Raw genomic sequence first — 12418 nt, 5'->3', positions numbered from 1 at the left:
ATCACGGGCGACGCCGGTACACGAGCCAGCGCAACTCGATTGGCGATTCGGCCGGCGCGACGTCGAACAGGTCGAGGCCATTGGCCCAGTTTTCGTACCAGCCGGTGGGCGGCCAGGCCCCTTGGGGCAGATGGGCTTTCTCGTACTCGCCGGCGGAGTCGTCGGAAACGAGTTCGAGAGGCAACGAGGCCGCCGCGGCCGTCATCTCGTCGCGGGTGAAAATCATTGTGTTGCACTGTTGTCCGAGTTCTCGCGCGGCGTCATCAGGGGAGTAGCCGCTGCGGGGCAGGAAGGTGTTGAACACCAAACGTCCGCCGGGGGCCAGGCATCCGGCGGCCAGTTCGAACATGGCGTGTAGCTGCTGCGTGGTCCGGAAGTCGGGCACCACCTCGGAGAGCACGATCAGCTGATAGTCCCGGCGCAGACCATCCACGCTCGCCAAGACGTCGCGCTCGATGATGCGTACGTCAAGTGATTCCTGTTCGGCCTCGTAGCGGATGATGTGGGCGAACTTCGGGCTGATCTCGACCGCGTCGACCGGGTGGCCGCGTCGCGCCAAAGCCAGCGCGTTGCGCCCGGTTCCCGCGCCGATGTCGAGAACCGGATGCGTTGTGGGATCGGCTATTTCGCTCGCCAGAGCCCACACCCGGGCATCCGGTTCGGTGCCGAACAGCGGTCCCTCGCGGGTGGTGACCCAGTGGTCGTACTCGGTCTCGATCGTCGACGATTCCGCCTGGACGCGATAGTGCAGGGTGGTGCCGAACGGCGCGTGGTAGGAGATGACGATGTTGGAACGCGAAGAGGCCGTGTAGGCCTGGGCCAGCTGAGCCGCCAGCACCGCCGTCAGCTGGGCGAATTGGTCGTCGGTGAATTCCACGCCCATACCGGCGAAGACGGTGTGGCACATCGTGACGTATTCGTCGAGCATGGCGGGGACGGCCGGCAGTGTGATCTGGCCCGAGGCCACCGCCCGGCGGAACAACCGCCGGGCCATGGCCTCGCGCAACGTCGACGGATCGATCGATGTGGGCGCCGGATCGTCCATCAGACGTGTCGTCAATCCTCGTCGAGGATGAGCGCCATCTCCGGGCAGGCCGCCACCCCGTCGCGAGTCGCCTGCGCGTCCTCGGGCCGCACTTCGTGTTCTTCGAGGATGGAGTAGCCGGATTCGTCGATCGGGAACAGATCCGGGTCGACCGCATAGCACTGGGCATGCCCCACGCATTTCGACTGTTCCAGACGAACTCTCATGGGGTTGTCCTTCCGCGACCGTGCATCACACCGATTCTAGAAGCCACGAGTGCGCGCATACGATGCCTGACATGAGCACCGTGGGTGACGGCGGGGTCGGCAGCTTCCATCTGCCGATGCTCGACTACGCCTCGCTGCCGATGGCGGCCGACCGCGGTGTCGGGTGGAAGGTCCTGCGCGATGCCGGGCCGGTGGTCTTCATGAACGGCTTCTATTACCTGACCCGCCGCGAGGACGTGCTCGCGGCGCTGCGTAATCCCACGGTCTTCTCCTCGCGATTGGCGCTCCAACCGCCCGACAGTCCGCTGCCGGTGGTACCGCTGGCGTTCGACCCGCCGGAGCACACCCGCTACCGCAAGATCCTGCAGCCGTACTTCAGCCCGCACGGGTTGAGTAAATCGCTGCCCGTGCTGCGCGAACATGCGGCGGCCATGATCGAGGCGATCGCCGAGCGCGGGGAGTGCGAGGCGATGGCGGATCTGGCAAATGTGTATCCGTTCCAGGTGTTCCTTGATCTCTACGGTCTGCCGCTGCACGATCGTGACCGTCTGATCGCCTGGAAAGACGCCATCATCGCCGACTCGCCCTATCCGACGCAGGCCGAACTCGATTCGGCGCGTGAGCTTTTCGAGTACCTCGTCGACGCGATCAAGCAACGCCGGCAGAACCCGGGCACCGACATGTTGTCTTTGGTGATGACGGGCGAGGGTGCTTTCAGTGATCTCGAGCTGCTGGGCATGAGCCACCTGTTGATCCTGGCCGGCCTGGACACGGTAACGGCCGCAATAGGGTTCTGTTTGCTAGAACTGGCACGCAGGCCGGCGCTGGGCGCCATGCTGCGCGACAACCCAAGGCAGATCAGGGCTTTCATCGAAGAGATCGTCCGGCTGGAGCCGTCCGCGCCGGTGGCGCCGCGAGTCACCACCCAGACCGTCGTCGTCGGCGGGATGACGCTACCCGCGGGCTCGCAGGTGCGGTTGTGCATGGCCGCGGTCAACCGCGACGGCAGCGACGCGACGTCCACCGACGAGCTGGTGATGGACGGCAAAGTCCACCGGCACTGGGGATTCGGCGGCGGACCGCACCGCTGTTTGGGTTCGCATTTGGCGCGGATGGAACTGACGGTGATCGTCGACGAGTGGCTTAAACGAATTCCCGACTTCGCGTTGGCGCCGGATTACGTGCCCGAGATCGGTTTTCCGGCCAAGACCTTCGCGCTCAAGACATTGCCGCTGCGCGTCGGCTGACTCACCAGGATGCCGCCCGCGGCAGGTAGGGATCCATATAGCTTGGGCGCGACGGGACGGGGCGCAGCCGGTCGTTCATCGTCGTGGTCCCGATGTGGCGTTCGAAAATCCGCCAGCCCTTATCGGTGCGGCGCAGGCGGTCCGTCACAGCGGAGTAAACCCAGATCGCCGGGAGGTCGTCGGGACCGTCGGGCACATCGCCCCGGACCACCTTGGGCCCCGTGGCTTCCGGTGCATAGCGGATGAGCATGTTGTGGTAGCGAACGATCACTCCGTCGTCGCCGTCGGGATCGACGATGGGGTTGGTCGCGATGCGGCTGACCCCCGGCACGCTGTACGGATACATCTCTTGGAAGAAGCGGCGCGTTTCCTCCCGGCCGCGATTGACGCCGTGGGTGTGGTACGTGACGCTGTCCGGCAGGAAGGCCTCGATCATCGCGTCGATGTCCCAGGCGTCGAACAACAGGTTGACACGATTGATGAAGTCGATCGCGGTGACCCGGTCTGCGGGGTCGACCGTGCTCTCCAGTGCTACAGCCGGCAAGTTCGGCATGGCCACACCTCCCGATGGTCTGTCTGCGTCACACGCTGGGACCCGGATAGTTCACGAGTAGTTTACCGACTGTTCACCTATCGACCAACGGCAAAACGCTGAGCGGTAGCTGTGCGTTTCCCGTGAGTCGGGGCACGGGTGGTTGCTGGGCATGTGTGCAACTAACGCGGCGCGGGCTTATCCGCGGCCAGATTTTTATCGCTCGCGCACCCGCTTGTCGTTCTCAGGGCCGACGACCGGTCACGGCACCGGCATCGCCCCCGTGGCAATGGCCGACCCGAGGGCGCAGAATTCGCACAGGTAGTCGCTCACTTCGGCGCCCTGAGCGGCCGCTGGTGTTACTGAGTTGTTACTGCAGATGAACAGTTGTTGTCGCTGGGTGAACACTTGCGAACACCGGGCGTCGTCGGCGGCGGCGGCCGAAACCGCCATCTATTCTCATGCACGGAACGATTGCTGGGACTTTGTCTAGGGAGGAAGCTAAATGTCGTTCGTGACCACACAGCCAGAGGCCTTGTCGGCGGCGGCCGGCAGCCTGCAGGGGATCGGCTCGGCACTGAGCTCCCAGAACGCGGCTGCGGCGGCCCCAACGACGGGGGTAGTTCCGGCAGCGGCCGACGAGGTGTCGGCGCTGACGGCCGCACAGTTCGCCGCGCACGCGCAGATGTACCAGGCGGTCAGCGCGCAGGCCGCGGCCATCCACGAGATGTTCGTGAACACGCTGGGTACCAGCGCCGGGTCGTACGCGGCCACCGAGGCCGCCAACGCCATCGCGGCCGGCTGAGTATCGAAGTAACGTTGAATGATGGATTTCGCGACAACCGCCAAAACCGCCCGCCTTTTCGGCGCGGCACTGGTGGCGTTTTCGCGGTCTGAAATTCGTCCCACCGTTGTCCCATGCACGGTGGCAGCCGGTTAGGGGGAAGGGGGATCGTCCGTTGTGTATTCGGGTCGGCGGTTATGCCACCGCGTAACCCGTCCGGCTATCACTCGTGAGTTTGGGTCCAGAACACAAGACCAGTAAGGAGACATTCAAGTGACCACGCGCTTTATGACCGACCCGCACGCGATGCGGGACATGGCGGGCCGTTTCGACGTGCACGCTCAGACCGTCGAGGACGAGGCCCGCAAGATGTGGGCGTCCTCGCAGAACATCGCCGGTGCCGGCTGGAGCGGGACCGCTCAGGCCACCTCCTACGACACCATGGGCCAGATGAACACCGCGTTCCGCAACATCGTCAACATGCTGCACGGTGTGCGCGACGGGCTGATCCGCGACGCCAACAACTACGAAGCACAAGAGCAGGCCAGCCAGCAGATCCTGAGCAGCTGACCCACTGCGGTTTCGGCCGCATCTGCGTAAGCTTTCACAACGTTAGGAGAACACTTCCCATGACGATCAATTACCAGTTCGGCGATGTCGACGCCCACGGCGCTTTGATTCGTGCCCAGGCTGCTTCCTTGGAGGCTGAGCACCAGGCGATCATTCGCGATGTGCTTGCTGCCGGCGACTTTTGGGGCGGTGCCGGTTCGACGGCTTGCCAGGAGTTCATCACCCAGTTGGGTCGCAACTTCCAGGTGATCTACGAGCAGGCCAACGCCCACGGCCAGAAGGTGCAAACGGCCGGCTCCAACATGGCCAGCACCGACTCCGCCGTCGGCTCCAGCTGGGCTTAGCAAACTCAAACCAAGGCACGGCAGCACACCACGTCGGTGTGCTGCCGCGTCCTGCGGTTACCAACTACTAGCGACACGAGAGTAGCGATGGACCAACAGGGCACCCGGACGGATATCACCGTCAACGTCGAGGGTTTCTGGATGCTCCAGGCGCTGCTGGATATCCGGCACGTCGCCCCCGAGCTGCGTTGCCGGCCCTATGTCTCCACCGATTCCAACGACTGGCTCAACGAACACCCGGGCATGGCGGTGATGCGCGAACAGGGCATCGTCGCCGACGAGACGGTCAACGAGCAGGTGGCCGCCCGGATGCGGGTGCTGGCGGCGCCCGACCTGGAGGTCATCGCGCTGCTGTCGCGGGGCAAGCTGCTCTACGGCGTCAAGCAGAAGGAAGAGGGCGACGAAGAGGAGCCGGTCGGGTCGCGCGACATCCCCGACAACGAGTTCCGGGTGGTGCTGGCCCGGCGCGGCCAGCACTGGGTGTCGGCCGTCCGGGTCGGCGACGAGATCACCGTCGACGACGTGGCGGTCACCGACACCGCCTCGATCGCGGCGCTGGTCTTCGACGGGCTGGAGTCGATCCACCACGCCGATCCCGCGGCGATCAACGCCGTCAACGTGCCGCTCGAGGAGATGCTCGAAGTCACCAAATCCTGGCAAGAATCGGGTTTCAACGTTTTCTCCGGCGGCGACCTGCGCCGCCTTGGCATCAGCGCCGCCACGGTGGCGGCGCTCGGCCAGGCGCTGTCGGATCCGGCGGCCGAGGCTGCGGTCTATGCCCGCCAGTATCGCGACGACGCCAGGGCGCCTAGCGCGTCGGTGCTCTCGCTCAAAGACGGATCCGGCGGGCGCATCGCGATGTACCAGCAGGCCCGCACCGCGGGGTCCGGCGAGTCGTGGCTGGCGATCTGCCCGGCCACCCCGCAACTGGTGCAAGTCGGGGTGAAGACCGTTTTGGACACACTGCCGTACGGCGAGTGGAAAACGCATCGCAGAGTTTAACAATTGCGCGGGAAAAACCGTGCCCACCAAGGACTTTCAAGCAAACATTCGCTCGTGGTGCGAATCGCGCAAAATCCTCTAGAATTAGCTCGAGAATTGGGACGGGAGTCACAATTATAAATCGCGAGGCGAGACACATGGATTCACAATTCTTCGACAAAGAGGTGTCGCGGTGACCGCGATAGTCGCCGAGGCGCCCCAGCCCGGCGCGGAGGCGGTTGCCTCCCCACAAGCGGCAGTGGTCGCGATCATGGCCGCCGACGTGCAGATCGGCGTGCTGCTGGACGCCAACGCCCCCGTGTCGGTGATGGTCGACCCGCTGCTGAAGGTCGTCAACAGCCGGCTCCGGGAACTCGACGTCGCACCACTGGAGGCCACCGGACGCGGCCGCTGGGCGTTATGCCTGATCGACGGCACACCGCTGCGGGCCAACCAGTCGCTGACCGAGCAGGAAATCTTCGACGGCGACCGGCTGTGGCTGCGGTTCGTCGAGGACACCGAGCACCGCTCTCAGGTCATCGAGCACATCTCGACGGCCGTGTCGGTCAACCTGTCCAAGCGCTTCGCCGCCATCGACCCGGTCGTCGCGGTGCAGGTCGGCGCCGCGATGGTCGCCGTGGGTGTGGTGCTGGCCGCCGCCCTGCTGGGCTGGTGGCGCTGGCGGGACGAGTCGTGGCTGTCGGCGAGCCTTGCCGCCGTGATCGCAGTCCTCGTGCTGACGGTCGCCACGCTGGTGCTGATGCGGGCGACGTCGGTCGCGGGCCGGCGCGTGGGTGACCTCGTGCTGATCAGCGGCCTGGCGATGCTTTCCGTCGCCGCGGCCGCAGCACCCCCCGGGCCGGTGGGCGCGCCGCATGCGGCGCTGGGTTTCGCCGTCGGCGGTGTCGCGTCGATGCTGGCCTTGCGACTGACCGGTCGACGGCTGGGCATCTACACCGCGCTCGTCACGATCTGCGCGGCAGCGATGCTCGCGGGTGCGGCGCGGATGCTGCTGTCGACCGGCCCGGTGACGTTGATGTGCTGCGTGCTGCTGGCGTGTGTGATCGGCTATCACGCCGCGCCGTCGATGTCGCGCTGGCTGTCCGGCATCCGGTTGCCGGTGTTCCCCTCGGCCACCAGCCGGTGGGTGTTCGAGGCCCGGCCCGACCTGCCGACCACGGTGACGGTCTCTGGCGGCGGACGCCCGGTTCTCGAGGGACCGGCGTCGGTACGCGACGTGCTGCTGCGGGCCGAGCGCGCCCGGTCGTTCTTGAGCGGGCTGCTGGTCGGGTTCGGCGTGCTGGTGGTGGTCTGCCTGGCCGGATTGTGCAACCCGCACACCGGGCAGCGGTGGCTGCCGGTGCTGCTCGCCGCGTCGACAGCCGGGTTCCTGCTGCTGCGTGGCCGCTCGTATGTCGACCGTTGGCAGGCGATCACGCTGGCGTTGACCGCGGTGATCATCGTGGCGGCCGTGGTGGCCCGCTACGCGCTGGTGCTGTCGTCGCCGATCGCGGTGTCGGTGGGCGTGGCGATCCTCGTGCTGTTGCCGGCGGCGGGCCTGACCGCTGCGGCGGTGGTGCCCAACACCATCTACAGCCCGCTGTTCCGCAAGTTCGTGGAGTGGATCGAATACCTCTGCCTGATGCCGATCTTCCCGCTGGCACTGTGGTTGATGGATGTCTATGCAGCGATCCGGTACCGGTAGCCGGCTCGGCAGCCGCGCGGCCGGAATAGCTGCCACCACGCTCATCGTCGCGTCCGCGGCATTCGTCGGGTTGCCGTCCGCCTACGCGATCAACCCGCCGGTGATCGACCCGGCCGCAGTACCGCCGGACAGTCCGCCCGGGCCGGAGCAGCCGATGCGGCAGAGCTCCTACTGCACCGAGGTTGGGGTGTTGCCGGGCACCGATTTTCGGGTGCAGCCGAAATACATGGACATGCTGAATCTGCCGGAGGCATGGCGGTTCGGCCGCGGCGGCGGGGTCAAGGTCGCGGTCATCGACACAGGGGTCACCCCGCACCCGAGGCTGCCGCACCTGATCCCCGGCGGGGATTACGTGATGGGCGGCGGCGACGGGCTGTCGGACTGCGACGCCCACGGCACGATCGTGGCGTCAATGATCGCGGCGGCGCCCGCCACCGGAGTCGAACCCGCACCGCCGCCGGCGCGCAAACCCCCACCCGTTCCCACCAACGAGCCGCCGCCACCGGCGCCGCCGCCGCAGACCATCACGATGTCGGTACAACCTCCGCCACCCCAGACGGTGACCATGGTGCCGCCCCCACCGTCCGAAGAGCCGCCCGCCCAGCCCGGGCTGCCGTGGCTGCCGGCGCCCCCCAAGGCTCCGGCGGGCAACGACGGACGCGGAAAAGTGGTGGCGCCCAACTATTCCGGCGGCGGCCAAACGGTCTCCGTCGACCGGCCGGTCGCTCCGCCGCCCCCAGCGCCGCCGGCCGATGCGTTCAGCGGCGTGGCCCCCGACGTCGAGGTGATCTCGATTCGCCAGTCCAGCCAGGCGTTCACCCTCAAGGATGCGTTCACCGGCGACGAGGATCCGCAAACCCGCCAGAAGATGGACAGCATCCGGACCATGGCGCGAGCGATCGTGCACGCGGCCAACATGGGCGCCTCGGTGATCAACATCTCCCAGGTGTTGTGCATGAGTGCGCGCAGCATCCTCGACCAGACCGATCTGGGTGCCGCGGTCCACTACGCGGCGGTCGACAAGAACGCGGTCATCGTCGCCGCCGCAGGGGACACCAGCCAGAAGGACTGCAAGCAGAACCCGCTCTTTGATCCGTTGCTGCCCAACGATCCTCGCGATTGGAACGGTGTGAACACGGTGGTGACTCCGTCATGGTTCAGCGACTATGTGCTGACGGTCGGCGCGGTTGACGCCGCCGGCGCACCGATGGACAAGTCGAGCGTGGCCGGGCCGTGGGTGTCGATCGCGGCGCCCGGCACCGACGTCGTCGGGCTTTCCCCGCGCGACGACAGCCTGATCAACGCGATCGACGGTCCGGACAACACGCTCCTGGTCCCGAGCGGCACCAGCTTTTCCACCGCGATCGTCTCCGGTATCGCAGCTCTGGTCCGGGCGAAATACCCCGAGCTGTCGTCACACCAGGTCATCAACCGGCTGCTTCGCACCGCCCGCCCTCCGGCGCGGGGAGTGGACAACCAGGTCGGCCACGGCGTCATCGACCCGGTCGCAGCGCTCACCTGGGATGTGCCCGACGGGCCGGTTGTGGCCAAGCAATTGTCGTCGCCGCTGAAACTGCCCCCACCGCCTCCCGAACGCAACATGACGCCGGTGTGGGTGGCGGCCGGCGGGCTGGCCGCCGCGCTACTACTGGCCGCTGCGGTGTTCGGCGGGGCGGTACTGATGCGGCGAACGGAGCGAGACCGATGAAAGCGCAACGCAAATTCGGGCTGGCCCTGTCGTGGCCGCGGATCACCACGGTGTTCCTCATCGACGTCGCCGTGCTGGCGATTGCCAGTCATTGCCCCGACGCCTGGCAGGCGCACCACATCGCCTGGTGGTCGGGTGTCGGAGTCGCCGTCGTGGTGGCGATCGCCGGACTGGTGACCTTCCGGGAGATTCCGCTGGCCTCGGCTCCGGTTGCGCGAGTACGCAATTGGTACGCCGATCCCGAGGCGTTGGTCGCCGGGTGCACCCCCGCGATGGACCACCAGCGCCGGTTCGGCCGGGAGGTGGTGGGGATCCGCGAGTACGGCGGTCACCTGGTCACGGTCATCTCCGTCGAGGGACCTGCCGACGTGGCCCAGGGCCGGCACCGCCAGCGCACGACGTCGTCGGGCGTGCTGCCGGTGGAGGCGGTGGCAACGGCGTTGCGCCAATTCGACGTTCGTCTCGACGGTGTCGATGTCGTTTCGGTGGGAACGCGCAGCGGCTCCACCGGCGTCGAGTCGGCGGTACAAGACGACTTCGGAGCTGCCGACGACGGTGGACGCCCGCTCGAAGAGCGCCGAACCTGGCTGGTGGTGCGGATGGATCCGCAGCACAACGTTGCCGCGGTGGCTGCCCGCGACTCGCTGGCCTCGACGCTGGCGGCCGCCACCGAGCGACTGACTCAAGAGCTCGACGGCCGGCGGTGCGTGGCCCGTACGCTAAGCGCCGCAGAGATCGCCGACGTGGACGACGCCGTGCTGGCGGGCCTCGAGCCGAGCCAAATCCGGCCGTACTGGCGCTTTCTCAGGCATCTCGACGGGTACGTGACGAGCTTCTGGGTGTCGCCGTCGGACATCAACGGGGAGACCCTGGAGGAGCTGTGGCTGGCCGACACCGACGCCACCGTGGTCACGGTCCGGCTCATCCCGAACGGTGGTGACATCGACGTGTCGGCAATCGTCCGGTACCACAGCGACAAACGCCTGCGAAAAAAGGTGTGGGGCGGGCTGAATCGCCTCACCGGACGCCAGCTGGCCGCGGTGCGCGCCAGCCTGCCGGCACCGATACCCGGTCGCGTGCTGGCGCTGCCGAGCCGGGCACTGCCCGACGACGAACAGCTGGCAGTACCGATTGACGCCGCGGCGGCCGCGCCGCCGGAGTACACCGCCAGTCCCGCGGGGGCGCCTCGATGACCAGGCCGCCGACCGCCGCGACGGATGCCCGTAACGCGATGGTCGCGGGCCTGCTGGCCTCCGGTATTTCCGTCAACGGGCTGCAGCCCAGCCACAATCCGCAGGTGGCGCTGCAGATGTTCACCACGGCGACCCGGCTGGATCCGGACATGTGCGATGCCTGGCTGGCGCGAGTGCTGGCCGGCGATTCGAGTATCGAAGTGCTCACCAATGCGTGGGAAACCGTCAAGACGTTCGGCTGGGAGATCCGTCGATTGGGGCTGTCGGAGTTGGAGTTTCGCCCCGAGGTCTCCGACGGCCTGTTCCTGCGACTGGCGGTCACCAGCGTGGAATCGCTGGCCGCGGCCTATGCGGCCGCCCTGGCCGAGGCCAAGCGATACGACGAAGCCGCCAAGATTCTCGAAGCGGCCGAGCCGCGGCTGCCATCCGACGCGGAGCTGATCACGTATGTGCGGGGAGTGCTGTACTTCCGCACCGGCCGCTGGCCCGACGTGCTGGCGCAGTTTCCGCCCGGGAAGCCTTGGCGTCAGCCCGAATTGAAGGCCGCCGGTGCGGCGATGGCCACCACGGCGTTGGCGTCGCTGGGTGTTTTCGAGGAAGCCACCCGCCGCGCCGAAGAGGCCATCGAGGGCGAGCGGGTGCCCGGTGCAGCGAACGTCGCGATGTATACCCAGGGCATGTGCCTGCGGCACTTGGGCCGCGAGGACGAGGCCGTCGAGCTGCTGCGCCGGGTGTATTCGCGGGATTCGAAATTCGCGCCCGCCCGGGAGGCGCTGGACAATCCCAACTACCGGCTGGTGCTGACCGATCCGGAAACCATTGAGGCACGGACGGATCCGTGGGATCCGGACAGCGCGCCGACGCGGGAACAGGCCGAGGCCGCCCGGCACGCCGAGATGGCCAAGAAGTATCTGGCCGAAGGCGATGCCGAGCTCAACGCGATGCTGGGCATGGAGAAGGCCAAGCGGGAAATCAAACTGATCAAGTCGACGACGAAGGTCAACATGGCCCGCGCCAAGATGGGGCTGCCGGTCCCGGTGACGTCGCGCCATACTCTGCTGCTGGGCCCGCCCGGCACCGGAAAGACCTCGGTCGCTCGCGCCTTCACCAAGCAGCTGTGCGGGCTGGGGGTGCTGCGCAAGCCGGCCGTGGTGGAGACCAGCCGCACCAAACTGCTGGGCCGCTACATGGCCGACGCGGAGAAGAACACCGAGGAGATGCTCGAGGAAGCACTCGGCGGCGCAGTGTTTTTCGACGAGATGCACACGCTACACGAGCGGGGCTACCACCAGGGCGACCCTTACGGCAACGCGATCATCAACACCGTGCTGCTGTACATGGAGAACCACCGCGACGAGCTGGTGGTGTTCGGGGCCGGCTACGCCAAGGCCATGGATCGGATGCTGGAAGTGAATCCCGGTCTGCGGCGCCGGTTTTCGACCGTGATCGAGTTCTACAGCTACACGCCCGACGAGTTGATCGCACTGACCAAGCTGATGGGCCGCGAGAACGAGGACGTAATCACCGACGAAGCCGTCGAGGTGCTGCGGCCGTCGTATGAGAAGTTCTACGCCGACGAGACCCTGTCCGAAGACGGCGATCTCATCCGGGGGATCGACACGCTGGGCAATGCGGGGTTCGTGCGCAACGTGGTGGAAAAGGCCCGGGACCACCGCAGCTTCCGCCTCGACGACGAGGACCTCGACGCGGTGTTGTCCAGCGATCTCGACGAGTTCACCGAGGACCAGCTGCGCAAGTTCAAGGAATTGACCCGCGAGGACCTCGCCGAGGGACTCGGTGCGGCAGTGGCCGAAAAGAAGTCCGACTAAACGCTGCCTCGCGGCGCGTGAAATTGCCGAATTGACAGGCGGATTGGCCGTCCCGAAACGTGAAACGCGTTCACAGCAAGTCGTCAGCGAACTCTGACCCAACTGGCAGGTGGTCGGTATATCGCGTCGGCCGCGGCGCCGAGTAGCCTCAATTCCGACAATAGTGCCTGGTCAGGGCCACTCCTGTGCGCGGTCGCGTTGGACGTCAGCACCGCGGCATAGCCTTTTGCAGCAATTTGCCCCTACGTCACCTCCGCGCTGTCCCCAATGCGGA

Annotated in this window: 13 protein-coding genes; 9 read left to right on the top strand and 4 right to left on the bottom strand. The window is 66.7% G+C overall.

All coding sequences use genetic code 11. The features are described from left to right. Window position 1: 1 nt before the first annotated feature. On the bottom strand, window positions 2-1045 hold the full coding sequence (locus tag MFM001_RS18640) for a bifunctional 2-polyprenyl-6-hydroxyphenol methylase/3-demethylubiquinol 3-O-methyltransferase UbiG (protein WP_116376748.1): 1044 nt from the start codon (window positions 1043-1045) through the stop codon (window positions 2-4). A gap of 11 nt (window positions 1046-1056) precedes the next feature. Continuing rightward, the gene (locus MFM001_RS18635) at window positions 1057-1251 is read right to left on the bottom strand and encodes a ferredoxin (protein WP_116376747.1); all 195 of its coding nucleotides are present in this window, start codon (window positions 1249-1251) and stop codon (window positions 1057-1059) included. 71 nt (window positions 1252-1322) lie between these two features. Here MFM001_RS18635 and MFM001_RS18630 point away from each other — a divergent pair, with 71 nt between their 5' ends. Beyond that, complete coding sequence (locus MFM001_RS18630) at window positions 1323-2498, top strand: cytochrome P450 (protein ID WP_116376792.1); 1176 nt, start codon at window positions 1323-1325, stop codon at window positions 2496-2498. Window position 2499: 1 nt separating this feature from the next. On the opposite strand, the gene MFM001_RS18625 is transcribed toward MFM001_RS18630, so the two are convergent. Together MFM001_RS18625 and MFM001_RS18620 are read right to left on the bottom strand one after the other, a co-directional pair. Next, on the bottom strand, window positions 2500-3051 hold the full coding sequence (locus tag MFM001_RS18625) for a nuclear transport factor 2 family protein (protein WP_116376791.1): 552 nt from the start codon (window positions 3049-3051) through the stop codon (window positions 2500-2502). A 240-nt stretch (window positions 3052-3291) separates the two neighbouring features. Then, entirely contained in the window at window positions 3292-3483 is a 192-nt protein-coding gene (locus tag MFM001_RS18620; RefSeq protein ID WP_116376746.1) for a hypothetical protein, read from the bottom strand. A 52-nt stretch (window positions 3484-3535) separates the two neighbouring features. Between MFM001_RS18620 and MFM001_RS18615 the strand changes: the two genes are divergently transcribed. The 8 genes from MFM001_RS18615 (at window position 3536) to eccA (ending at window position 12144) form a co-directional block, all read left to right on the top strand. After that, complete coding sequence (locus MFM001_RS18615) at window positions 3536-3835, top strand: PE family protein (RefSeq protein WP_062538365.1); 300 nt, start codon at window positions 3536-3538, stop codon at window positions 3833-3835. Between the two features lie 252 nt (window positions 3836-4087). Continuing rightward, window positions 4088-4384: a WXG100 family type VII secretion target gene (locus MFM001_RS18610; RefSeq protein ID WP_062538366.1), complete on the top strand. Its 297-nt coding sequence runs from the start codon at window positions 4088-4090 to the stop codon at window positions 4382-4384. Window positions 4385-4443: 59 nt separating this feature from the next. After that, a complete protein-coding gene (locus MFM001_RS18605; RefSeq protein WP_045384667.1) occupies window positions 4444-4728 on the top strand; it encodes a WXG100 family type VII secretion target in 285 nt (94 codons plus the stop codon). Between the two features lie 87 nt (window positions 4729-4815). Beyond that, window positions 4816-5730 carry an ESX secretion-associated protein EspG gene (locus MFM001_RS18600; protein WP_116376745.1) on the top strand — a complete coding sequence of 305 codons (915 nt, stop codon included), beginning with the start codon at window positions 4816-4818 and terminating at the stop codon, window positions 5728-5730. Window positions 5731-5902: 172 nt separating this feature from the next. Beyond that, window positions 5903-7414: a type VII secretion integral membrane protein EccD gene (eccD, locus tag MFM001_RS18595; protein ID WP_116376744.1), complete on the top strand. Its 1512-nt coding sequence runs from the start codon at window positions 5903-5905 to the stop codon at window positions 7412-7414. Then, entirely contained in the window at window positions 7392-9122 is a 1731-nt protein-coding gene (locus MFM001_RS18590) for a type VII secretion-associated serine protease mycosin (RefSeq protein WP_116376743.1), read from the top strand. Before eccD ends, MFM001_RS18590 begins: the two co-directional genes overlap by 23 nt. Continuing rightward, window positions 9119-10315, top strand: a complete 1197-nt coding sequence (gene eccE / locus MFM001_RS18585) for a type VII secretion protein EccE (protein ID WP_116376742.1) — start codon at window positions 9119-9121, stop codon at window positions 10313-10315. Before MFM001_RS18590 ends, eccE begins: the two co-directional genes overlap by 4 nt. After that, entirely contained in the window at window positions 10312-12144 is a 1833-nt protein-coding gene (gene eccA / locus MFM001_RS18580; RefSeq protein ID WP_116376741.1) for a type VII secretion AAA-ATPase EccA, read from the top strand. Before eccE ends, eccA begins: the two co-directional genes overlap by 4 nt. Window positions 12145-12418 lie beyond the last annotated feature (274 nt).

The sequence above is a fragment of the Mycobacterium sp. MFM001 genome, from assembly GCF_003402475.1.
Lineage (GTDB): Bacteria > Actinomycetota > Actinomycetes > Mycobacteriales > Mycobacteriaceae > Mycobacterium.
The sequence above is the reverse complement of the archived record's forward strand: the minus strand, read 5'-3'. Positions and strand labels throughout refer to the sequence as shown.

Coding starts and splice junctions, on each gene's coding strand:
- MFM001_RS18640 (WP_116376748.1), bottom strand. CDS start 1,045: ATGGACGATCCGGCGCCCACATCGATCGATCCGTCGACGTTGCGCGAG.
- MFM001_RS18635 (WP_116376747.1), bottom strand. CDS start 1,251: ATGAGAGTTCGTCTGGAACAGTCGAAATGCGTGGGGCATGCCCAGTGC.
- MFM001_RS18630 (WP_116376792.1), top strand. CDS start 1,323: ATGAGCACCGTGGGTGACGGCGGGGTCGGCAGCTTCCATCTGCCGATG.
- MFM001_RS18625 (WP_116376791.1), bottom strand. CDS start 3,051: ATGCCGAACTTGCCGGCTGTAGCACTGGAGAGCACGGTCGACCCCGCA.
- MFM001_RS18620 (WP_116376746.1), bottom strand. CDS start 3,483: ATGGCGGTTTCGGCCGCCGCCGCCGACGACGCCCGGTGTTCGCAAGTG.
- MFM001_RS18615 (WP_062538365.1), top strand. CDS start 3,536: ATGTCGTTCGTGACCACACAGCCAGAGGCCTTGTCGGCGGCGGCCGGC.
- MFM001_RS18605 (WP_045384667.1), top strand. CDS start 4,444: ATGACGATCAATTACCAGTTCGGCGATGTCGACGCCCACGGCGCTTTG.
- MFM001_RS18600 (WP_116376745.1), top strand. CDS start 4,816: ATGGACCAACAGGGCACCCGGACGGATATCACCGTCAACGTCGAGGGT.
- MFM001_RS18590 (WP_116376743.1), top strand. CDS start 7,392: ATGCAGCGATCCGGTACCGGTAGCCGGCTCGGCAGCCGCGCGGCCGGA.
- eccE (WP_116376742.1), top strand. CDS start 9,119: ATGAAAGCGCAACGCAAATTCGGGCTGGCCCTGTCGTGGCCGCGGATC.
- eccA (WP_116376741.1), top strand. CDS start 10,312: ATGACCAGGCCGCCGACCGCCGCGACGGATGCCCGTAACGCGATGGTC.